The following is a 21,276-nucleotide window of genomic DNA, read 5'->3' as shown; positions in this document are numbered from 1 at the left end:
GCCGCATAAGCTTGCAATATTCGGGCTTCATGCGGACGGAGGCATGCGTATGACGCAGCTTAAAATGATCAATGCCGTGTTCGAGGGCGGCGGCGTAAAGGGGATCTCATTAGCAGGTGCGGTGAGGGCCGCGGAGCTGCACGGCTACGGCTTTCACCAGGTGGCGGGAACCTCGGCGGGCAGCATCGTGGCGGCGTTGATCGCCGCAGGATACAATGCGTCGGAGATGAAGATGATCATCGACGACACGCCGTTTTCCGCATTCCTGAAGCGTGCGCCCATATTTAATTTGAAGCTGATAGGTCCCGCCGTGCGGCTTCTCATGTTCAAGGGACTGTACAGCGGCGATGCGCTCGAGGCGTGGGCCGAGCGGCTGCTCGCAGCCAAAGGCATCAGGACGTTCCAGGATTTGCCGCCGGGTCGGCTGCGCATCATCGCTTCGGATATAACGAACGGCAAGCTGCTCGTGCTGCCGGACGACATCGCCGACTACGGGATGGACCCGTCCGCTCTGGGCGTGGCCCAGGCTATCCGAATGAGCGTCAGCATCCCTTATTTTTTCGATCCCGTCATCATCCGCAGCTCGGCGGTCTACCATCCGCTCAAGCGCATCCGACACGCCAGGCGCAAGCTGGGAGTGCGCAGCTCGTACGTTGTGGACGGCGGGCTGTTGAGCAATTTTCCGCTCTGGCTGTTCGAGGAACCCGAAGCTTCGCCGCCCGCGCTCCCTGTCGTCGGCTTCCAGATGGTCGGCAGGCCGAATCCTACAGGGCATCGGATCGACGGCCCGTTTACGATGTTCTATGCCATGTTCGAGACGATGCTGAGTGCCCACGACGAACGGTATATCGAGAAAAACAATCGTGTGCGGACGATTAAAATACCGACCTTGGGCGTAAAAACGACAGATTTTCACTTGTCGGAGGAGCAGAGCGAAGGGCTGTATCGTTCCGGCTTGGAATCGGGCAACGAATTTTTCGACCGGTTCGACTATCGTACGGGAATCGAGCTTCCCGAACGCAAGTCTCCTGGGGCCGCCGGGACGCCCATCGTTCGTCTGGGCTCCGCCAAGCCGCCGAGGCGTCCGGAGTGAAGCCGCTGGAATGACGCTACTGCCGAATGACAACAAAAAAGACTGAGGGAGCAAATCGCAAATCCCTCAGTCTTTTTAAATCAAGCAGCGCTTCAATGATAGGTTGGCGGCTCGTCGTCGCGTCCTTTGCTGCCTTCGATCACGCGAAAAGGGGAGGCGCTTCTGCGCTGCTTGGCGGATGCGGCTTCTTTGGCCTGCTGACGTTTTTTGCTTTGTGCCGCTGCACGGCTGTAGGAAGAGCCAGGAGAGCCGCCCTTCGCCCAGCGGTTGGGCGGAAACTTGTACAAGAGCCACACGATCGCGATGAGGACGACGGGCACGATCAGCGTCCGACCGCCGTTCACGATCGTTGAAGCGATGCCGATGACGATCAGAACGACCAATATGAAAAACCACGTTGGCATTCGGTTGCGATAGCGCATAACGTCCCTCCCTCGTTCTGTTGATATTAGACCGGACGAAGCTCGCGGTCGAGCTCGCGCATCCGGTTAAAAGAAGCGATGGAGACGGCGACCTGGTCGTCGGTCGGCTCCTTGGTCGTGAGCAGCTGCAGCCACAGTCCCGGATAGCCGAGCACGCGGAGCCCGGGAATGTCGCGAGCGGCATTCGTCCACCGGAGCACCTCGTAGGAGATGCCGATGACGACGGGCAGCAAGGCGATGCGGATCCAGATGCGCTCCCAGATCGTGTCCCAATGGAAGATCGGGAACGAATACAGGACGACGCCTACGATGACGGTAAAAACAAGGAAGCTGCTCCCGCAGCGGTAATGCAGACGCGTGAAGCGCTGTACGTTTTCGACGGTAAGGTCGACGCCCGCTTCGTAGGCGCTGATGACCTTGTGCTCGGCGCCGTGGTACTGGAACAGCCGCTTGATCAATGGCGTCTTGGATATGAACCATAAATAAAAGAGCAGCAGCGCGATCTTGATGACGCCCTCCAGAAGGTTATGCAGGATCATGCTGTTAAATACGCCCTCGAACAGCACGCCTTCGAGGAAGGCAGGCACCGTCGTAAAGACGAGCTTTCCGAATACGAATGAGAGTGCGCCGACGACTGCAACGCCGAGCACCATCGACAGGCTCCATTTCTCCTTCGGCTTGTCGGCGCCGCCCTGATCCGTTTCGTCCTCCGCATAAGTCTCAGCCGAAAAGTTCAAATGCTGGGAGCCCTTGGCGGACGATTCGACGATACCGACGATGCCGCGAACGAAAGGAATGCGTTTCAATATGGACAAAAGGCGGTTTTGCTGCTGCTTGCGGGGAACCTCGAAAAAAGCGATCTCTTGATTTTTGCGTCGTACCGCGGTCACATGAACGTTGCGTCCCGCGAACATCACGCCTTCAATTACAGCCTGTCCTCCGTAAATGGAGGTCGGTTGTTCTGCCAAACCATTCACCATCTCTCGCTCGATCTCTTGAAGCATGACACGCTTCACGTATGGTTCTTATTTTACAAGATCGGGACGGCTATTGCCACAGTTAACGCAGCCCGGCGATTAGCGAGCCTGGCGGAGGCCCATACTAATGTCCGTACAATCTAAGGTTGCCGGAAGGGGGCGCGCGAATTGGACGCGGTTAAGCAACGAGACGAGCGCAGGCGGCAGGGCAAGACGAGGCATCCCGCTGTATACTGCCTTTTGATCGGCTTCTTTGCCGGTGTTATCGGAGGAGCGGTCAGGTGGCTGTGGATCGCGCTCAACTTTACAAAAGTTCCGCAAGCTTTTTTGGCGGATCCGTTCGTGAAAAGAGGCCAACTGGATACGATTTTTTGGCACTGCATGGGCTATGTGCTGTTTATCCTCATGTCGATCGTCGCGGCATACGTATACTGGGCGCTGCTCGGCAGGCTTGGCGGACCGTGGCCAGGCCTGCTGTTCGGGGCATTGTGGTGGGGACTGCTATTTTTCTGGATCGGACCGCTCACGGGCGCGGTACCGCCGCTGCGCGAGATCGGGCTGTCGAGTATCGTTACGGAATGCGCCTTGTACCTGATATGGGGCCTGTTCATCGGATTCTCGTACGCCTTCGAATATCACGACGAGCAGGCGCGCGAGCCCAAGCAGGCCGGCGGGGGAGGCGGCGACGGGGAGCCCCAGCCCGCATGACGATACTCCAGGCTGCCCGAAGCGGTTCTGTAGCCTCTGTATCGCCCGATGTGATACAATGACTGATGGATTTGCAGCCTGAAAAATGAGGAAGGTGTGCCGGACATGTCCAGTATTCTTGTACTGAACGGCCCGAACCTGAATATGCTCGGCATCAGGGAACCGGGCGTATACGGCAGCCAGACGCTGTCCGATATCGAGACGCAGCTGCGGGAAGCGGGGGCCAGGGCGGGCGCATCGCTTTCTTTCTATCAGTCGAATTACGAGGGAGCCCTTCTCGACGAGATTCATGCCGCCTACGGGCGCCATGACGGCATTCTGATCAACCCCGGCGCATACACGCATACGAGCATCGCGCTGCGCGACGGGATCGCGTCGGTCGGACTGCCGACGGTGGAGGTTCATCTGTCCAACATACATAAGCGCGAATCGTTCAGGCATACTTCGATGCTGGCGCCCGTGTGCATCGGACAGATCGCCGGATTCGGCGCCTACGGGTACGAGCTCGGACTGCTGGCGCTGCTTCGTCATTTACAGTCTTCGGGGCGATAGCCGGCGAAGGCCGCCCTGCAATTGGCGCACAGCATTAGATGGAGAAAAACGAGGTGGACGGTTTATGAGCGAAGCTAGAATCGCGCGACTTCGAGCGGAGCTGTCAGGCTTGCAGGATTCGGCGATGCTGATTACGAGCGATCACAACCGGCGATATTTGACCGGGTTCACCGGCTCCGCGGGCGTCGTGCTCGTGACGGCGTCGGAAGCCGTCCTGTTCACGGACTTCCGCTATACGGAGCAGGCGGGAGCGCAATCCGACGGCGTCGAGGTCGTAGAGCATCCGACGACGGGCTACTATGAACCGGTCGCGGAGCGGCTGCGGCGGGCGGGTATCGAGCGGCTGTTGTTCGAAGACGGGGCCGTCACATACGCCTCGTATTCGACGCTCGCCGAGCGGCTGGCTCCCGTCCGACTGGCGCCGGCGGGCAAAGTCCTGGAGAAGCTGCGCGCCGTCAAGGAGCCTTCGGAGATCGCGATCATCGAGGCAGCGGCGGATATCGCCGATCGTACGTTTGCTCACATCCTGGACTTCATCAGACCGGGCGCCAAGGAATCGGACATCGCGCTCGAGATGGAGTTCTATATGAGGAAGCTCGGGGCGTCCGGCACGTCCTTCGATACGATCGTCGCATCCGGCGAGCGTTCGGCCATGCCGCATGGCGTTGCGAGCGACCGGATCATCGGGACGGGCGAGTTCGTCACGCTGGACTTTGGCGCGTACTACAGAGGCTACTGCTCGGATCTGACGCGGACGGTGTTCGTCGGTACGCCGACCGACCGTCACAGAGAGATTTACGGCATCGTCCTCGAGGCGCAGCTGCACGCGCTGGCGCATCTCAAGCCGGGGATGAACGGCCGCGAAGGCGACGCCTTGACGAGAGATATCATCACGCGGTATGGTTATGGAGATCAATACGGCCATAGCACCGGCCACGGCATCGGGCTTTATATTCACGAGGAGCCGCGGCTCAGCTTTTCGGCGCCGGATTCGATTTTACTCCCGGGCCATGTCGTCACGGTCGAGCCGGGCATCTACATCCCGGGCTTCGGCGGCGTACGGATCGAGGACGACGTCGTTTTGACGGATGACGGGATTAAAATACTTACGCGCTCCCCCAAGGAACTGATCGTTCTGGGGTAAGGAGCCACGTTCCTACAGGAGGGAATTCTAGCAGTGATTTCCGTTAACGATTTTAAGACAGGCCTTACCATTGAAGTGGACAACGATCTGTGCACCGTCATCGACTTCCAGCACGTCAAGCCGGGCAAGGGCGCCGCGTTCGTCCGCTCCAAGCTCAAGAACCTGCGCAACGGCAACGTCATCGAGAAGACGTTCCGCGCCGGCGAGAACGTCGTTCGCGCCCATATCGAGAACCGCGCCGTCCAGTACCTGTACAACTCCGGCAGCGAGTACACGTTCATGGACAACGAGACGTACGACCAGTTCAACCTGGACAAGAAGCAGCTCGAATGGGAGATCAACTTCCTCAAGGAAAACATGACGGTCAACATCACGAGCTATCAGGGCGAGATTCTCGGCATCAACCTGCCGAACAACGTCGACCTCAAGGTCGTCGAGACCGAGCCGGGCATCAAGGGCAACACCGCGACGGGCGCGACCAAGAACGCCAAGCTCGAGACCGGTCACAACGTGCAGGTGCCGCTGTTCATCAACGAAGGCGACGTGCTGCTCATCAATACGACCGAAGGCAAGTACATCTCGCGCGCTTAGTACGATCCCGATCCTTCGCGGACGCCTTGGGGCATCCGCGGAGGATTTTTTTTTTCGTTTCTGGGCCGATAGCCTTGTGCTATAATATATTGCTGTATGCACAGTGTAGATGAGGAGTGGAATCGCGTTGTCCTTAATCGTGATGAAATTCGGCGGCAGTTCCGTCGGGACCACGGAGCGGATGCAGCGCGTGGCGCAGCGGATTATCGACAAAAAGCTGCAGGGCCATCGCGTCGTCGTCGTCGTGTCCGCCATGGGCGATACGACCGACGATCTAATTGACAAGTCCAAGGAATTGACCGACAATCCCCCGGCCAGGGAAATGGATATGCTGCTGACGACCGGCGAGCAAATATCGGTCGCGCTGCTCGCAATGACGATTCACAAGCTGGGCCATGACGCCAAGTCGTTCACGGGCTGGCAGGCCGGCATTGTGACGGAAGCGGTGCACGGCAAGGCGCGCATCTCGGAGATCACGCCGACCCGTCTGCTGGCCGCGCTGGACGGCGGAGCGATCGCGATCGTCGCCGGCTTCCAGGGCATGACGGACGAGGGCGAGATTACGACGCTCGGCAGAGGCGGATCGGACACGACGGCAGTCGCGCTCGCGGCCGCCATCAAGGCGGACGTATGCGAGATTTATACCGACGTGGACGGCATTTATTCGACAGATCCCCGCGTCGTCCAGAACGCGCGCAAGCTGGACGTCATCTCGTACGACGAGATGCTGGAGCTTGCCCATCTCGGAGCGGCGGTGCTGCACCCTCGCGCAGTCGAATACGCGAAGCACTACAACGTTCATCTCGTGGTGCGTTCGAGCTTTACCCAGAATGAAGGAACGCTCGTAAGGGAGGAAGCGGCAATGGAACAAGGCGTCGTCGTCAGCGGCATCGCTTTTGATAAAAATGTAGCCCGCATCAGCATCGTAGGCGTGGCGGATATCCCCGGCGTGCTGGCGAAGATCTTCGGAGCGCTGGCGAGCGAGTCGATCGATGTCGACATTATCGTCCAGAGCGGCATATCGAGCGGCAAGGCCGACTTCTCGTTCACCGTCTCGCTGGCCGACCGCGCCCGCGCGCTCGCCGTGATCGAGCGGATCCGCAGCGAGGTGCCTTTCGACGAAGCTGCCTATGAGGAGAATCTCGTCAAAGTATCAATCGTCGGCGCAGGTATGGTATCGAATCCCGGCGTAGCCGCCAAGATGTTCGACGTCATCTCGAAGGCGAGCGTCAGCATCAAGATGGTCAGCACGTCCGAGATCAAGTGCTCCTGCGTGATCGCAGCAGAGCCGCTGAACGACGTCGTGCGCGCGCTGCATACCGCGTACGGGCTCGATACGGCGGATGCCGTGTTCGTCGGCGGTCCGCAGGATCGCAGATAACAACTCGAGCAGGACGAAGCTGCCGGATGCTTCCGGCAGCTTTTTTTGCGTCGCAGCCCCGGCTATGTTGTCTTCGCTTCGCGCCGATCTCGCCTCCGATCTTGTCGAGCGCCGAACCCAGGGAGGCTGCACCCCCGGCGGCGTTCGCCGTATTTGAAGGAAGGAACATGAGCGAGCAGGCCGTAAGGGTTTTGGGAGCATAAGACGGATATACGCACACTGCGATGAGACAGGTAAGTTTAACATTGGACGCGTCCGGTTTTTCGGGCGGGTCTTTTATATGGGGACGACTTAAAAGCCTGCATCCGTGCAGGCTTTTTGCAATCCCGACAAGCCCAAAACGAAAAGCCTGCAAATCAGCAGCTTTTCAGCCGCGAAGTCCGGAGTATCGAAGGAAAAGAGGCAAAAGCCTGCAGCTGCGCATTTTTTATCGTTCAAAACATGCGATAGCTGGAAAAAGGATGTAAATCCGCAGGTATTCGTCTACGCTGCCCCGACCACGCTGTTTGTACGAATGGAGCCATCCTTCGTAATAACGGCATAACGGCCACAATGACCGCTATCTACCCCCGCCACATGAATTCCGCTTTAAATCTCTCAATATTTATTCTTCTATGCAAGTTGTCCCCTCGCCTCGCATAACGTAAACCACGCACCTTATCCGCGACAATCGAAAGGAGGCGATGACGGCTTGGATAAATCCGTATTCAGTATGGCGCTGCTCCGGATTCTGTCCGGCAGCATCGAACTGACCGCCGCGCTCGTCATGCTGAAGCTCAACGATGTGACCAAGGCGCTCAGCGTCAATGCCATGCTGGCATTGGTCGGCCCGCTCATCCTCATATCGACGACGACGATCGGTCTCGTCGGCCTGTCGGACAAGCTCTCGCCCGTCAAGCTGCTGTGGGTGGCGGCGGGCGTTGCCTGCCTGCTCGTCGGCATTCTTAAAAAGTAGCCGGCCGCTAACGCAAATCTATTAAAAAGAGGAAAGACATGCTGTCATAAATGAGAGGCGGCCGCGCATATGATTGGAAGAGCAAAGGACAACTTGTCGGAGAGGGGGAGACCGCTTGCCGCTGTCATTGCTCGAACTGTTCCCTGCGAGTCTCCGGGACAGGCTGGAGAGACTGCCGGAGACGCTGCTGCTATCGCTGGAAGAGATCCGGGTCAGAGAAGAAAGGCCGCTTGAGATCGGCTACGGGGGCGGGGCGTCGTTCGTCGGGCCGGATGGCAGCATCTGTACGGACAGCGCGTCGGCATACCGCCCGAGCCGCGAAGATTGCAGGGCGCTGCTGGAGCGCGTGACCAACCATTCGCTGTATGCGGTGGAGGAGGAGCTGCGGCGCGGATATGTGACGGTTCCGGGAGGACATCGGATCGGATTGGCCGGACGAACGGTGCTGGAGGGCGGACATGTCCGTCATCTGCGCGACGTCTCCAGCTTCAATATCCGGATCGCCAGAGCGAGGAAGGGCTGTGCCGCCACACTGCTGCCGGAGCTGCTGGACCCCGTTGCCCGCACGGTCAGGCATACGTTGATCGTCTCGGCGCCGCAGCAGGGCAAGACGACGCTGCTGCGGGATCTGGCCCGTTCGATCAGCGCAGGAGAATGGCATCATCCTCAAGCGTCGAGATGGGGCGGTCGCAAGGTCGGCATCGTGGACGAGCGGTCCGAGATCGCCGCATGCGATCGGGGCATCCCCGCCTTTGACCTGGGGCCGCGTACGGACGTGCTGGACGCATGTCCGAAGGCCGAGGGGCTCATGATGCTCGTCCGCTCGATGTCGCCCGAGGTCGTCGTGGCGGACGAGATCGGGCGGCCTGAGGACGCGTACGCCCTCAGAGAGGCGCTCCATGCGGGCGTTCGCGTCGTCGCGACGGCGCATGCGATCGATCTGCGGGACGTGTTCGCGCGTCCGGTGCTGGCCGAGCTCGCCGCAGACGGCATGTTCGGCGCCTACGTGCTGCTGTCGCGCTCGGGCGGCATCGTCAGGCACCGCGTCGTCGGCGCCGAAGAAGCCGAGGCCGAGGCGCGCAAATCCGCCGGCTGCAGGTCCGTGCCCGTCATCCGGTCGCCGAACGAAGGCGGAGCGCGCCATGCTTAAGCTCGTCGGCGCCGCCCTCATCCTGTTCGCGGGCACGATGATCGGGTTCGTGCAGGCCGCCAGGTTCGCCCAGCGGCCGCGCCAGATCAGGCAGCTGATCCACGCGCTGCAGCGGCTGGAGACCGAGATCGGCTATGGACAGACGCCGCTGCCCGACGCGCTGGCCCGCATCGCATCCGCCCTGACAGCGCCGGTATCGTCTCTGTTCGCCGAGACATCCGCACGGCTCGCATCGGGGTCCGGGGAGACCGTGCGGGACTGCTGGGAGCGGGCCGTTCGGGCCGGCTGGCCGGCCACATCGATGCGGGAGCCGGAGCGGGACACGCTGCTTCGCCTCGGGGAGACGCTGGGCGGCAGCGGGGCAAGCGATCAGCTGAAGCATCTGAAGCTGGCCGCGCACCAGCTGCAGGCCGAGGAGCAGGCGGCGCGGGAAGACCAACGGCGATACGAAAAGCTGTGCCGAAGCCTGGGAGTGCTCACGGCCGCCCTGGTCGTCATTCTCATGATGTAGTAGGGGGCCGTATTCATGAACATCGATGTGAGCACGATTTTCCAGATTGCGGGCATCGGGATCATCGTCGCGATGATTCATACGATGCTCAAGCAGATGGGCAAGGAGGATATGGCGCACTGGGTGACGGTGATCGGCTTCGTCGTCGTGCTCTTCATGGTCATCCGCATGCTCAACGAGCTGTTTCAGGAGATCAAGACGATCTTCCTGTTCCAGTAGGGGGCAGCCATGGATATTTTGCAGATCGTCGGCGTCGGTCTCCTGACGGCTATCCTGATTCTCGTTATCCGCGAGCAGAAGCCGATGTTCGCTTTTCTGCTGGCCGCCTTTTTCGGCATCGCGATATTCCTCGCCCTGATCGGCAAGATTGGCGGCGTCATCGAGATGATCGAGGAGCTCGCGGATCATTCCGGCATCCAGTCGGTCTATCTGAAGACGATGCTCAAGATCGTGGGCATCGCCTACATCGCCGAGTTCGGCGCGCAGATCGTGCGCGACGCAGGGCTTGACAGCATCGCCTCGAAGATCGAGTTCGCCGGCAAGATGCTGATCCTCGTCATGGCGGTGCCGATCATCAGCGTCATCATCGAGACGGTGCTCGGCCTGCTGCCGACGGGAGGAGGCGCTTGACGATGCGAACGTTAGCCCCGCGCGGCGGCGGGGGAAGCTGGCTGCCGCTGCTCCTGCTGCTGGCGAGCGCATGGCTGCTGACGCTGTGGCCGGGCCAGACGTTTGCATCGGGAACCGGAATCAGCGCCGAGGCGGCAGCACAGTCGAAGGCCGCAGCTGCCACCCCGGCGCCGGACACCGACGGGTCATACGGCACGGACCCCCGCGCGCTGACCGGCGAGCTGGCGGAGACACAGACGGACGATCTGCGGCTGGAGCAGATCGAACAGTTCTGGAACAAGCTGAAGAACGAATACGGCGGATATTTTCCGGATGGAAAAGCCCCCGGCTTGCGGGAGCTGATGTTCCCGAAGGACGGTCAAGGCTGGAGCGTCAAGGATGTGCTGCTCGGTCTGGCGCGGTTTTTCCTGCATGAGGTGCTGTACAGCGGCAAGCTGATCGTCACCATCGTACTGCTGGCCCTATTCACGATGCTGCTCGAGACGATGCAGAGCGCCTTCGAGCGCCAGGCCGTCAGCCAGGTCGCCTACGCCGTCGCCTATATGGTGCTGCTCATCATCGCGGTGAACAGCTTTCGCACGGGAGCCGGCTACGCGGCAGAGGCGATCTCGAGCATGGTGCAGTTCATGCTGGCGATGGTGCCGCTGCTGCTGACGCTGCTCGCGAGCACCGGAGGCGTGGCGACGGTCGCCGTGCTGCATCCGCTCATCGTGTTCATGATCCACTCGATCGGCACGATCATCCATGTCGCCGTGTTCCCGTTGCTGTTTTTCTCGGCGGTGCTGCACCTGGCCAGCACGATCTCCGAGCGGTTCAAGGTGACGCAGCTTGCGAATCTGCTCCGCACGGTCGCGATCGGCCTGCTCGGCGCGATGCTGACGTTGTTCCTGGGCGTGCTGTCGATCCAGGGCGCCACGGGGGCGGTCGCGGACGGCGTCGCGCTCCGCACCGCCAAGTTCGTCACAGGCAACTTCGTGCCCGTCGTCGGACGGATGTTCTCGGATGCCGCGGACACCGTGCTCTCGGCGAGCCTGCTGGTCAAAAATGCGGTCGGCATCGCCGGCGTCGTCATTCTCGTATTCCTGTGCGCCTTCCCGGCGGTCAAAATACTGACGATCGCGCTGATCTACAGATTGTCCGCCGCCGTCCTGCAGCCGCTCGGCGATACGCCGATCGTGCAGTGTCTCCAGCTCATCGGCAAGACGCTGATCTATGTGTTCGCGGCGCTCGCATCCGTAGGCCTGATGTTTTTCCTGGCCGTGACGATCGTGCTCACCGCAGGCAATGCATCCATACTGATGAGATGAGCCGGCGGCGGCTCAAGGGAGGCGAGGAACGGTGATGGAGGCGCTGGGCGGCTGGCTCCGCCAGGTCGTAGCGGCCGTCCTGCTGGCGGCGCTCATCGATCTGCTGCTGCCGAACCGCACGATGCAGCGGTACGTCCGGCTCGTCGCCGGTCTGTTCATCCTGCTGACGCTCGCTTCGCCGCTGCTCTCCTGGGTCAAGGGCGATATGAGCGCCAAGGTCGCGGCGGGCATTCAATGGGCGGAGCGCGAGCCGTACGGGGAATCGGGCGAGGGCGAGCTGGCGCAGATCATGGCAGAGGCAAAACGCATCGGCGGCACCAGGAACGATCAGGCGGCGAAGCTGGCCGTCGCGGAGCTGGAGTCTCAGATCAAGGCGGCGGTCGAGCGGGAGGCCGGCGTCGCAGTCGATGACGTGACGGTCGATGCCGTCGTCATGAAGGATGGGACGATGGATGTAGACGGCGTCACCGTCCGCCTGGGCGGGGCGGCGTCCACCGAATCCGCATCCGACGGCCGCGCGCCGATCGCCGAGGTGGAGCCGGTCGCCCCGGTGCAGGTCGATATCGCCATCGATGCGGCCGGGGGCAGTCCGGGCGGCGACATGCCGGCTGCCGCCAGTCCCGCCGAGGATGACATGCCGGCGGACGCGGGGCAGACGCAGCAGATATCGGCGCTGATCGCCGGCAGATTCGGCATCGGCACGGACAGAATCGAGGTTAAGAGCGCGAGTGCGGCGCCGAGCGGAGGAAGGGGCTGAGGGTGTGGCCAAGTGGCTGGAAAAGCTGGAGACGTACATCGGAGGCGGACCCGGCGGTCCGAAGCGGATCAAGACGTTTCGCTGGCTCATATTGATCGGGCTGGTCGGCGCAGCGCTCCTGCTGGCCGCTTCCTATCTCAATATGAAGCCGGTGACGCCGCCGGGCGCCGCCGATGTCGTCCCTCCCGGCGACGGGGACAAGCCGGCTCAGCAGGAGACCTTCCTCGGCACCGGAGAGAGCCATGACGATCCGTTCGCGGATATCGAGAACCAGCTCGATCAGCGGCTCAAGGAGATGCTGGAGAAAATCGCTGGCGTCGGCACGGCGGAGGTGATGGTGACCGTGGATTCGACGGAGGAAACGGTCGTCCAGCAAAACGAGAGCCGCTCGCAGCAGATTACCGACGAGACGGACAAAAACGGCGCGAGGCGCCATATTACCGACATCACGCAGGACGGGCAGGTCGTGCTGTACGAAGTGTCCGGCGGCAAGTCGCCGATCATCGTCAAAAAAATCAAGCCTCGCTTAAGAGGCGTCCTGATCGTCGCGAAGGGGGCGGAGAACGCGACCGTGCGCCGGATGATCGCCGAGGCGGTCGCGGCGGGCATGGACGTGCCGATCCATCGCATATCGGTCGTGCCGCGCACCGCCGAATGATTGCAAGAGCAGCAAGCCAATAACCATTAAAAGCAGGAGGCCAAAAAAATGAATAACAAAAGACAAACGATCTGGCTCGTATCGATGCTCTCGCTCATGGTTATTCTCTCGGCATATTACTTGTTCACCGAAGATGTATCCAAGCCCGATCAGACAGCTCAGGAGCAGCGCCTCACGACGGACGCGACCGGCGTGACCGGAGGCGCTCAGGGCGACGACGGCGTCCAGATCACGGCAGTAGAAGGCACTGGCGGCATCTCGGACGGGACCGGCGCCAAGGATCAGGCGGCCTCCGGCGCGGGCGGCGCTTCGCCCAGCCCGCAGGCGAGCCCTTCGCCGAGTGCGGCGGGCGGCAAGGACAAGGAGACGGCGGCATCGCCGGATGCCGGCAAGCAGTCGGATTCCTCCGTACTGCCCGAGGATAAGGAAGTGCTCAAAGGCATGAGCAATCTGAGCGGACGCGAGTACTTCGACGACATTCAGCTGAAGCGCGAGCAGGCGGCTTCCAAGGCGTACGAAGATTTGAACAAGGTCATCGGCGACAGCTCGAAGACGCAGGAAGAAGCCGCCGCAGCCGTAGAGGAACAAGGCCGGATCACCGCTACCGAAGAGCGGATCACCAGCCTGCAGGACAAATTGCAGCTCGATTACGAAAACGCGGTCGTCAACTCGGTCGACAACAACAAATACGAAATTATCGTACAGGCGGATAAGCTGGATTCCAAGCAGGCGGTCAAGATCGTCAAGCTCGCCACCAAGGAGCTGGGCGTCGCGCCCGACGCCGTAGCCGTCCAGTACGTGCCTTGAATCGCATAAGCGCCGGGAGTCCCGGCAAGGAGCCGGCCGACAGCCGGCTCTTTCCATTTCTTTCGATTATGTTATAATGAGTCCGTTATGGGTACGTACAAGCTTTGCTTTTTCATACGTATAAGGTAACGGGCCGATTCAAGCGGCTTTGTATGAACGGCGGCTTGCGGTTATTGCCCTTTGGACGAGGGCGGCGAAGCCGCTTGGATTTCATACGGCAAATGTGACAGCCAAGGAGTGTAGGGCGAATATGTTCAAACTTAGCGAAATTAAAGAATTGATCAAACTTGTGGATCAAACCTCCGTACACGAGCTCGAGATCGAAAACGAAGGCGCCAGGCTGGCGATCCGCAAACCCGGCCGCACGGAAGTCGTCAACGTGCAGACCGCAGCTATCCCGCATACATACTTGCCGGCGCAGACGCCGGCTCCGGCATCCGCGCCGGTCGCGACCGCCGAGCAGCCTTCCGCCGGACAGCAGCCCGCCGGCAAAGACTTGTCGGGCCTGCACCAGATCGTGTCGCCGATGGTCGGCACGTTCTACCGCGCGCCGTCGCCGGACGCGCCGTCGTTCGTGAACGAGGGCGACAAAGTCCACGACAAGACGGTCGTCTGCATCCTCGAGGCGATGAAGCTGATGAACCCTCTCGAAGCCGAAGTGAAGGGCGAGATCGTCGAAGTGCTGGCGCAGAACGGCCAGCTCGTCGAATTCGGCCAGCCGCTGTTCCTCGTCAAGCCGGAATAATGCGCCGCTTTTTCCAGCCAGCCGGTCCAAGCTCCCGGCCTGCCGGAACTACGAAGGGAGACTGCTAACTTGAACATCCACAAGATATTGGTGGCCAACCGGGGCGAGATCGCCGTGCGCATCATCCGCGCCTGCCGCGAGCTGGGCATCTCCACGGTAGCCGTCTATTCCGAAGGCGACCGTGAAGCGCTCCATGTGAAGCTCGCCGACGAGGCCTATTGCATCGGACCTGTCGCTTCCAAGGACAGCTACCTGAATTTGACCAATATTATGAGCGTCGCCACGCTGACCGAGTGCGACGCGATTCATCCGGGATACGGATTTCTCTCCGAGAACGCCGACTTCGCCGATATTTGCGAGACCTGCAATATCGTCTTCATCGGCCCGTCCGCCGAAGCGATCAGCAAGATGGGCGACAAGTCCGTCGCCAAGCAGACGATGAAGCAGGCCGACGTCCCGGTCATTCCAGGCTCCGAAGGCCTCGTCGAGGATATCGACGAAGCCGTGCGCGTAGCGCGGGAGATCGGCTACCCGGTCATCATCAAGGCGACGGCCGGCGGCGGCGGCCGGGGCATCCGGCTTGCCGACGACGAGGAGATGCTCGTCCGCGAGATCACAACCGCGCAGCAGGAAGCCCAAAAAGCATTCGGCAACGCCGGCGTATATTTGGAAAAATTTCTGACGGGCATGAAGCATGTCGAGATTCAGATTATGGCCGACAAGCACGGCAACGTCTGCCATCTGGGCGAACGCGACTGCTCCGTGCAGCGCCGCCGCCAGAAGCTGGTCGAGGAAGCGCCTTGCCCGGTCATGTCGCCGGAGCTGCGCGAGCGGATGGGCCAAGCGGCCGTGCGCGCGGCCCAAGCGGTCAACTATTCGGGCGCGGGTACGATCGAGTTTCTGCTCGGGCCCGACGGCAACTTCTACTTCATGGAGATGAATACCCGCATTCAGGTCGAGCATCCGGTTACCGAGCTCATCACCGGCGTGGACCTGATCAAGGAGATGATCTCCGTCGCCGAAGGCCGTCCGCTCAGCTTCAAGCAGGAGGAGGTCCGCTTCGACGGCTGGAGCATCGAATGCCGGATTAATGCCGAAGATCCGGATCGCGGGTTCATGCCTTCGCCGGGCCGCATCGGATTTTATCTGCCGCCGGGCGGTCCGGGCGTACGCGTCGACAGCGGTGCGTATCCGGGCTACATGATCTCGCCGCACTACGATTCGATGATCGCGAAGCTGATCGTATGGGGCCCGACGCGCGAGGAAGCGATCGCCCGCGCGCGCAGGGCGCTCGGCGAATTCATGATCGAAGGCGTCAAGACGACGATTCCGTTTCACCTGAAGCTGCTGAGCCATCCGATATTCAACAAGGGCACCTTCGACATCAAGTTCCTCGAAGAGCATGACATCGACGCCCCGTACGGCCAAGAAGCGTAGCAGCGCTTTTTATCCGACGGTCCGGAGGTTTGTCATAATTATCGGCCTTTGCTATAGTATTAATATTGAGGGCCTGACCGACGACAACACGTGAGGAGGTAGACCAAGGAATGGAAGCATTGGTGACCGACTACGAGCGGACCGATATGGGTACGATCCAGATCGCGCCTGAAGTCATCGAGATCATCGCGGGGCTGGCGACTGTCGAAGTCGAAGGCGTGGCCGGCATGAGCGGCGGCATCTCTTCGGGCATCGCGGAGCTGCTCGGCCGCAAGAATCTGTCCAAGGGCGTCAAGGTGGAAGTCGGCCAGAGAGAAGCCGCCATCGACGTATCGATCATCGTCGAGTACGGCAGGCGAATCACGGAGATCGCTTCTGAGGTTCAGCAGGGCGTCAAGCGGTCGATCGAGACGATGACGGGACTTACCGTCATCGAGGTTAACGTTCATGTCCACGATGTGCTGTTCAAGCCAGCGGACAAGATCGAAGAAGACGATGCGCATCTGCGGGTGAGATGACGCCGGCAACGCGCGGTCGTCTCGCTTGGAATTGCGGGTGACGGCGCCTGGATGGCCCGACCTTACGAGGTAGGGCTCATCGGGCGCTTTTTCGACCATATAGGCAGTGCATCGCTCAGATAGGTTCACGACGGGAGGAGTCGCTTACGTGTTCAAAGTATGGGACAGGCTGCTGCTATTCATTTTTTCCGCGGCGATTATCGTCGCGGCTGCATTTGCCATCGCCGTCGCGGCAGGCGCGTTTACGCTCGAGTGGCTGACCGAGGTGCTCGTACAGGCCAGAGGCGACTACCGTCCGCTGCAGATCAGTGTGATCGTGGTCGCGGCCGTCGTCATCATCATCGGCCTGCGATTCCTCGTGCTGTCGGTCGGACGCATGAACAGCACGGCACCTACGATCAATCAACGGACCGAGCACGGCGACATTCAGATTTCCATCGAGACCGTCGAGAATCTGGCGCTCAAGGCGGCATCCCGCTCCAAAGGGGTCAAGGATCTGCGTGCCCGCGTGCGTGTGGCGGAGGCGGGTCTTCACATTACCGTACGCGCCTTCGTCGACGGCGAGGGCTCGATTCCGACGCTGTCGGAGGACATGCAGCGCACGGTATCCCAGCAGATCGAAGAGACGACGGGCATCCCCGTATCGGACGTGACCGTGTACATCGCCAATGTGACCCAGGCGCCGACGACATTCAAAAGCCGCGTGGAATAGGAGGCAATGCCATCCATGTGGAAGATATGGTGGGAGACTTACGGGGGCCGGACGCTCGGCGTCGCCGCCGGCATGTTGTGCGGCCTTATTTATTTGATCGTAGGTTTTTGGGATATGCTGTTCTGCGCGCTGCTCGTCGCGATCGGATTCGCGGTCGGCAAGCATCGCGACGAACGGCGGGGCCCGCTCGTCCATTGGGGCAGGCTGACGGAATGGCTGTCCGACCGGTGGCCGGGCGGTCGTAGTTAAGACTTAAATCGGGAGGATTCATGAAGCGCAGATTGGCGAGAGAGATTGCGGTACAGAGCCTGTACCAGATGGAGATGAACGGCGTGTCGGTGCAAGAAGCCGTCGATGCCGTTATGGAAGAAGCAAAGGGCGATAATGAGATGGAGACCGAGGTAGCGGAGCTGGCGGCCGTAGACGCATTTACGCGCGAGCTGGTGCTCGGCGTGAAGACGAACCAGGAGGCGCTGGACGGCCAGCTGGCCGGCTATCTGACGGGTTGGCAGGTCGACCGGCTGTCGCGGGTGGACCGGCAGATTTTGCGGCTCGCCGCTTATGAGATGAACCACCGCAAGGATGTGCCCGCCAAGGTCGCCGTCAACGAAGCGATCGAGCTGGCCAAGCACTTCGGGACGGATGAATCGGGCAAATTCGTCAACGGCGTGCTCGGACGGCTTATTCGCGAGCGCGGCGGGGACAAGGACAAGAAGAGCGAGACGGCGGCCGCTGGCACGGATGCCCCGGCGAAAGGAGAAGATCAGGCATGAACGCGCAAATCATCGACGGAAAGCGTATTGCAGGCGAGATCCGCGGCGAGATCCGGCGGGAGACCGAATCGCTCGCGGAGCGCAGGGTGAAGCCCGGCCTCGCGGTCGTGCTCGTCGGCGAAGATCCGGCGTCGCAGGTGTACGTGAGGAACAAGGCGAAGGCTTGCGAGGAGCTTGGCTTCTACTCCGAGGTGCACCGGCTTGAGGCGGAGACGACGCAGGACGAGCTGCTCGCGCTCATCGCGCGTCTGAACGGACAAGCCGATATCAACGGCATTCTCGTGCAGCTGCCGCTGCCCAAGCATATCGCAGAGAAGGCCGTCATCGACGCGATCTCGGTAGACAAGGACGTCGACGGCTTCCATCCGATCAGCGTCGGCAATCTGCTCATCGGAGACGATGCGCTGCAGCCTTGTACGCCGTCCGGCGTCATCGAGCTGTTGAAGCGGACGGGCAACGAGCCGTCCGGCAAGCATGCGGTCGTCATCGGCCGCAGCAATATCGTCGGCAAGCCGGTGTCCATGCTGCTGCTGCGGGAGCACGCGACGGTGACGATCTGCCACTCCCGCACGCCGGATCTGGCGGCGGTCGTCCGCGGCGCGGACATCGTGGTGGCCGCAGTCGGCGTGCCGAAGCTCGTGAAGGCCGATTGGGTCAAGCCGGGCGCCGTCGTCATCGACGTCGGCGTCAACCGGCTGCCCGACGGCAAGCTGTGCGGCGACGTCGATTATGAGGGCGTCTCGCAGGTAGCAAGCTGGATCACGCCAGTGCCTGGCGGCGTCGGTCCGATGACGATCACAATGCTGATGCTGAACACGCTGAAGGCGGCGAAGCGCGCGCACGGCATCATCTAGGACGGAGGCGGCTACAGATGGAGCAACCCGCCCGCGTCCTCTCCGTACGGGACGTCAACCGTTATATCAAGATGAAGCTAGAGGGCGATCCCAAGCTCCAGGACATCTGGCTGCGCGGAGAGATCTCGAACTTCACCCATCATTCGAGCGGCCACATGTACTTCACGCTGAAGGACGAGAGCGGCCGGCTCAAGAGCATCATGTTCGCCTCCCACAATCAGCGCCTTCCCTTCCGTCCGAAGGACGGCATGAAGGTGATCGCGCGCGGAGGCGTATCCGTCTACGAACGCGACGGGCAGTATCAATTTTACGTGACGGCCATGCAGCCCGACGGGCTCGGCAGTCTGTTCCTGGCGTACGAGCAGCTCAAAAAAAAGCTGCAAAACGAAGGGCTGTTCGACGACAGCGCCAAACGGCCCATCCCGAAATATCCGAAAGCGATCGGCATTATCACTTCCCCGACGGGCGCTGCCGTCCGGGACATTATCATCACGCTGCAGCGCAGGCATCCATCGGTGCCGATCCTGCTCTATCCCGTATCCGTCCAGGGCACGGGCGCTGCGCCCTCCATCGTTCGCGCGATCGAGGCGATGAATCGCCTGGCCGAGACGGATGTGCTGATCGTCGGCAGAGGCGGCGGCTCGCTCGAGGAGCTCTGGGCGTTCAACGAAGAAGCGGTCGCGCGCGCGATCCGCGCATCGCTGATCCCGGTCATCTCCGCTGTCGGCCACGAGACGGACTATACGATCGCGGACTTCGTCGCGGATCTGAGGGCCGCGACGCCTACGGCGGCGGCCGAGCTGGCCGTACCGCACATCGCGGAGCTGCAGGAGCGGCTCGGCCATCTCGAGCAGCGCATGGCGCGTTCGCTCGGCGCACAGCTCGGACGGGCGCGCGAGCGCTATCGCCATGCCGTCAGATCGCCGTACTTCACGCAGCCGCGGCGCTCGCTGCTGTCCTCGGCCGAGCGTCTCGACAGGCTGCGCGACAGGCTCGGCTACCGGACATCCGCGCTGGCGGACCGCAGCCGGGAACGGCTCGCGCGGCTGGCGGGCAGGCTGGCCGGGGCCAGCCCGACCGAGCAGGCCGTGCATGCGAGGCGGCGTCTCGACGCGGCCGACAAGGCGCTCACGGCGGCGATGCGCGGCATCGTGCGCGACGGACGGAGCGCCTTCGGCTCCGCGATCCGGCAGCTCGACGCGCTGAGCCCGCTCAAGGTCATGGCGCGCGGCTACAGCCTGGCCTACGACCAACAGGAGAAAAAGCTGCTGCGCTCCGTCCGCGAGGCGAAGCCGGGCCAGCGGATCGTCGTCAGGCTGGCCGACGGCAAGCTGGACTGCGACGTGGCGGCCGTGCAAGGGGAGGCGAAAATCAATGACGAATGAAGCGGAAAACGCGTTGTCCTTCGAGCAGGCCATGGAGCGGCTGGAAGGCATCGTGTCGAAGCTGGAGAGCGGCGACGTGCCGCTCGAGGCTGCGATCGAGCTGTATCAGGAAGGCATGGCGCTCTCAAAGCTGTGCGGTCAGAAGCTGGAACAGGTGGAACGCCGGATCGAGATGCTGATGGAAGACGGCGACGGCTTGCAGCGCAAGCCCTTCGCGCCGGGCCAAGGCGAGGCCGGCGGCAAAGGAGAGTAACGAATTGCAGACGGAAGACATAGCGGTCTATCTGGAGTCCCGCAGAGCGCTGATCGAGCAGGCGCTTGCGCAGGCGATCCCGGCGGACTGGAGCGTGAACAATAGGCTGAAGGAATCCGCCATGTATTCGCTGTCGGCCGGCGGCAAGCGGCTTCGTCCGATTCTCGTGCTGGCTGCCGCGGAGGCGGTCTCCGGGGAAGCAGCGGCAGCTGGTCTCGCGATGCCGTTCGCGGTCGCCGTCGAGATGGTGCATACGTATTCGCTCATCCACGACGATCTGCCCGCGATGGACAATGACGATTACCGGCGCGGCATGCCGACGAACCACAAAGTGTTCGGCGAGGCGACGGCGATACTGGCGGGCGACGGGCTGCTGACCCATGCCTTCTATGTCGCGACGCAGGCCGAAGCGCTCGGCGTGCCGGCGCATCGCACGCTTGCGGCCGTGCGCGACCTGGCCAGGCTCGCCGGCTTGCCCGGGATGGTGGGCGGTCAAGCGGACGATATGGAGGGCGAGCAGGGCATCACGTCCATCGAGCAGCTCGAGCATATTCATCTGCACAAGACTAGCGATCTGATCGCCTGTTCCTTGCGCATCGGCGGTCATGCGGCGGGGGCGTCCGACGCGCAGCTTGAAGCGCTTCAATGCTTCGGGACGAACGTCGGACTCGCTTTTCAGATTCAGGACGATATTCTCGACATCACCGGCGACCAGGACAAGCTCGGCAAGCCCGTCGGCAGCGACGAGCGGCAGGGCAAGGTTACGTACCCTTATCTGATCGGTCTGGACGAGAGCCGGCGCCGCGTCGCGAGTCTGACGGAGGCTGCGATCGGAGCTGTGCGCGCCGCAGGTCTGGCCGATTGCCGGCGACTGGAGCAGATTGCCCAGTATTTGGTGTATCGGGACAATTGAATACGGACCCAAGCAAGCATTTCCGCCAAGGCAATCGCCTTAC

Annotated in this window: 27 protein-coding genes; 25 read left to right on the top strand and 2 right to left on the bottom strand. The window is 61.6% G+C overall.

Going from position 1 to position 21,276, the window contains the following annotated elements:
- The first annotated feature begins 49 nt into the window (after positions 1 to 49).
- On the top strand, positions 50 to 1,093 hold the full coding sequence (locus VQ071_RS10535) for a patatin-like phospholipase family protein (protein ID WP_340513940.1): 1,044 nt from the start codon (positions 50 to 52) through the stop codon (positions 1,091 to 1,093).
- Between the two features lie 92 nt (positions 1,094 to 1,185).
- Here the strand turns inward: VQ071_RS10535 and VQ071_RS10530 are convergent, their stop codons facing one another.
- Positions 1,186 to 1,515, bottom strand: coding sequence for a hypothetical protein (locus tag VQ071_RS10530; protein ID WP_340513939.1), 330 nt, complete (start codon positions 1,513 to 1,515; stop codon positions 1,186 to 1,188).
- Between the two features lie 26 nt (positions 1,516 to 1,541).
- Entirely contained in the window at positions 1,542 to 2,495 is a 954-nt protein-coding gene (locus VQ071_RS10525; RefSeq protein WP_340513985.1) for a DUF1385 domain-containing protein, read from the bottom strand.
- Between the two features lie 165 nt (positions 2,496 to 2,660).
- Between VQ071_RS10525 and VQ071_RS10520 the strand changes: the two genes are divergently transcribed.
- The 24 genes from VQ071_RS10520 to VQ071_RS10405 all read left to right on the top strand — a co-directional run bounded on the left by VQ071_RS10520 (position 2,661) and on the right by VQ071_RS10405 (position 21,233).
- Positions 2,661 to 3,200, top strand: coding sequence for a YqhR family membrane protein (locus tag VQ071_RS10520; RefSeq protein ID WP_340513938.1), 540 nt, complete (start codon positions 2,661 to 2,663; stop codon positions 3,198 to 3,200).
- A gap of 105 nt (positions 3,201 to 3,305) precedes the next feature.
- Positions 3,306 to 3,752, top strand: a complete 447-nt coding sequence (aroQ, locus tag VQ071_RS10515; protein WP_340513937.1) for a type II 3-dehydroquinate dehydratase — start codon at positions 3,306 to 3,308, stop codon at positions 3,750 to 3,752.
- Between the two features lie 64 nt (positions 3,753 to 3,816).
- A complete protein-coding gene (locus VQ071_RS10510) occupies positions 3,817 to 4,896 on the top strand; it encodes a M24 family metallopeptidase (RefSeq protein WP_340513936.1) in 1,080 nt (359 codons plus the stop codon).
- Positions 4,897 to 4,929: 33 nt separating this feature from the next.
- Positions 4,930 to 5,487, top strand: coding sequence for an elongation factor P (gene efp / locus VQ071_RS10505; protein WP_090113107.1), 558 nt, complete (start codon positions 4,930 to 4,932; stop codon positions 5,485 to 5,487).
- A gap of 127 nt (positions 5,488 to 5,614) precedes the next feature.
- Entirely contained in the window at positions 5,615 to 6,868 is a 1,254-nt protein-coding gene (locus VQ071_RS10500) for an aspartate kinase (protein WP_340513935.1), read from the top strand.
- 691 nt (positions 6,869 to 7,559) lie between these two features.
- Positions 7,560 to 7,823 carry a YqhV family protein gene (locus VQ071_RS10495; protein ID WP_445293278.1) on the top strand — a complete coding sequence of 88 codons (264 nt, stop codon included), beginning with the start codon at positions 7,560 to 7,562 and terminating at the stop codon, positions 7,821 to 7,823.
- Between the two features lie 115 nt (positions 7,824 to 7,938).
- Positions 7,939 to 8,973: a stage III sporulation protein AA gene (gene spoIIIAA, locus VQ071_RS10490; RefSeq protein ID WP_340513934.1), complete on the top strand. Its 1,035-nt coding sequence runs from the start codon at positions 7,939 to 7,941 to the stop codon at positions 8,971 to 8,973.
- The gene (gene spoIIIAB / locus VQ071_RS10485) at positions 8,966 to 9,484 is read left to right on the top strand and encodes a stage III sporulation protein SpoIIIAB (RefSeq protein WP_340513933.1); all 519 of its coding nucleotides are present in this window, start codon (positions 8,966 to 8,968) and stop codon (positions 9,482 to 9,484) included. Before spoIIIAA ends, spoIIIAB begins: the two co-directional genes overlap by 8 nt.
- 15 nt (positions 9,485 to 9,499) lie before the next feature.
- Positions 9,500 to 9,703, top strand: coding sequence for a stage III sporulation protein AC (gene spoIIIAC, locus VQ071_RS10480; protein ID WP_340513932.1), 204 nt, complete (start codon positions 9,500 to 9,502; stop codon positions 9,701 to 9,703).
- 9 nt (positions 9,704 to 9,712) lie between these two features.
- Positions 9,713 to 10,114 carry a stage III sporulation protein AD gene (spoIIIAD, locus tag VQ071_RS10475; RefSeq protein WP_340513931.1) on the top strand — a complete coding sequence of 134 codons (402 nt, stop codon included), beginning with the start codon at positions 9,713 to 9,715 and terminating at the stop codon, positions 10,112 to 10,114.
- Positions 10,115 to 10,116: 2 nt separating this feature from the next.
- Positions 10,117 to 11,421, top strand: coding sequence for a stage III sporulation protein AE (gene spoIIIAE, locus VQ071_RS10470; protein WP_340513930.1), 1,305 nt, complete (start codon positions 10,117 to 10,119; stop codon positions 11,419 to 11,421).
- 34 nt (positions 11,422 to 11,455) lie between these two features.
- On the top strand, positions 11,456 to 12,178 hold the full coding sequence (locus VQ071_RS10465) for a stage III sporulation protein AF (RefSeq protein WP_340513983.1): 723 nt from the start codon (positions 11,456 to 11,458) through the stop codon (positions 12,176 to 12,178).
- A 4-nt stretch (positions 12,179 to 12,182) separates the two neighbouring features.
- A complete protein-coding gene (gene spoIIIAG / locus VQ071_RS10460) occupies positions 12,183 to 12,836 on the top strand; it encodes a stage III sporulation protein AG (RefSeq protein ID WP_340513929.1) in 654 nt (217 codons plus the stop codon).
- A 48-nt stretch (positions 12,837 to 12,884) separates the two neighbouring features.
- On the top strand, positions 12,885 to 13,643 hold the full coding sequence (locus VQ071_RS10455; protein WP_340513928.1) for a SpoIIIAH-like family protein: 759 nt from the start codon (positions 12,885 to 12,887) through the stop codon (positions 13,641 to 13,643).
- A gap of 250 nt (positions 13,644 to 13,893) precedes the next feature.
- Positions 13,894 to 14,388 (top strand): acetyl-CoA carboxylase biotin carboxyl carrier protein, encoded by a 495-nt coding sequence (gene accB, locus VQ071_RS10450; protein ID WP_340513927.1) that lies wholly within the window; start codon positions 13,894 to 13,896, stop codon positions 14,386 to 14,388.
- A 69-nt stretch (positions 14,389 to 14,457) separates the two neighbouring features.
- Positions 14,458 to 15,825, top strand: coding sequence for an acetyl-CoA carboxylase biotin carboxylase subunit (gene accC, locus VQ071_RS10445; protein ID WP_340513926.1), 1,368 nt, complete (start codon positions 14,458 to 14,460; stop codon positions 15,823 to 15,825).
- 110 nt (positions 15,826 to 15,935) lie between these two features.
- Positions 15,936 to 16,343 carry an Asp23/Gls24 family envelope stress response protein gene (locus VQ071_RS10440; RefSeq protein ID WP_340513925.1) on the top strand — a complete coding sequence of 136 codons (408 nt, stop codon included), beginning with the start codon at positions 15,936 to 15,938 and terminating at the stop codon, positions 16,341 to 16,343.
- A gap of 148 nt (positions 16,344 to 16,491) precedes the next feature.
- Positions 16,492 to 17,055, top strand: a complete 564-nt coding sequence (gene amaP / locus VQ071_RS10435) for an alkaline shock response membrane anchor protein AmaP (protein ID WP_340513924.1) — start codon at positions 16,492 to 16,494, stop codon at positions 17,053 to 17,055.
- Between the two features lie 15 nt (positions 17,056 to 17,070).
- Positions 17,071 to 17,304, top strand: coding sequence for a DUF2273 domain-containing protein (locus tag VQ071_RS10430; protein WP_445293277.1), 234 nt, complete (start codon positions 17,071 to 17,073; stop codon positions 17,302 to 17,304).
- Positions 17,305 to 17,324: 20 nt separating this feature from the next.
- Entirely contained in the window at positions 17,325 to 17,828 is a 504-nt protein-coding gene (nusB, locus tag VQ071_RS10425; protein WP_340513922.1) for a transcription antitermination factor NusB, read from the top strand.
- On the top strand, positions 17,825 to 18,682 hold the full coding sequence (gene folD, locus VQ071_RS10420; RefSeq protein ID WP_340513921.1) for a bifunctional methylenetetrahydrofolate dehydrogenase/methenyltetrahydrofolate cyclohydrolase FolD: 858 nt from the start codon (positions 17,825 to 17,827) through the stop codon (positions 18,680 to 18,682). Before nusB ends, folD begins: the two co-directional genes overlap by 4 nt.
- A 17-nt stretch (positions 18,683 to 18,699) precedes the next feature.
- Positions 18,700 to 20,067 (top strand): exodeoxyribonuclease VII large subunit, encoded by a 1,368-nt coding sequence (xseA, locus tag VQ071_RS10415; protein WP_340513920.1) that lies wholly within the window; start codon positions 18,700 to 18,702, stop codon positions 20,065 to 20,067.
- Positions 20,057 to 20,320, top strand: coding sequence for an exodeoxyribonuclease VII small subunit (gene xseB / locus VQ071_RS10410; protein WP_340513919.1), 264 nt, complete (start codon positions 20,057 to 20,059; stop codon positions 20,318 to 20,320). Before xseA ends, xseB begins: the two co-directional genes overlap by 11 nt.
- A gap of 4 nt (positions 20,321 to 20,324) precedes the next feature.
- Positions 20,325 to 21,233 (top strand): polyprenyl synthetase family protein, encoded by a 909-nt coding sequence (locus VQ071_RS10405; RefSeq protein WP_445293276.1) that lies wholly within the window; start codon positions 20,325 to 20,327, stop codon positions 21,231 to 21,233.
- Positions 21,234 to 21,276: the final 43 nt, after the last annotated feature.

It is taken from the genome of Cohnella sp. 56, from assembly GCF_037963805.1.
Classification (GTDB): Bacteria; Bacillota; Bacilli; order Paenibacillales; family Paenibacillaceae; genus Cohnella.
Note: the sequence above shows the minus strand (reverse complement) of the source record. Positions and strands in the feature narration are given on the sequence as shown.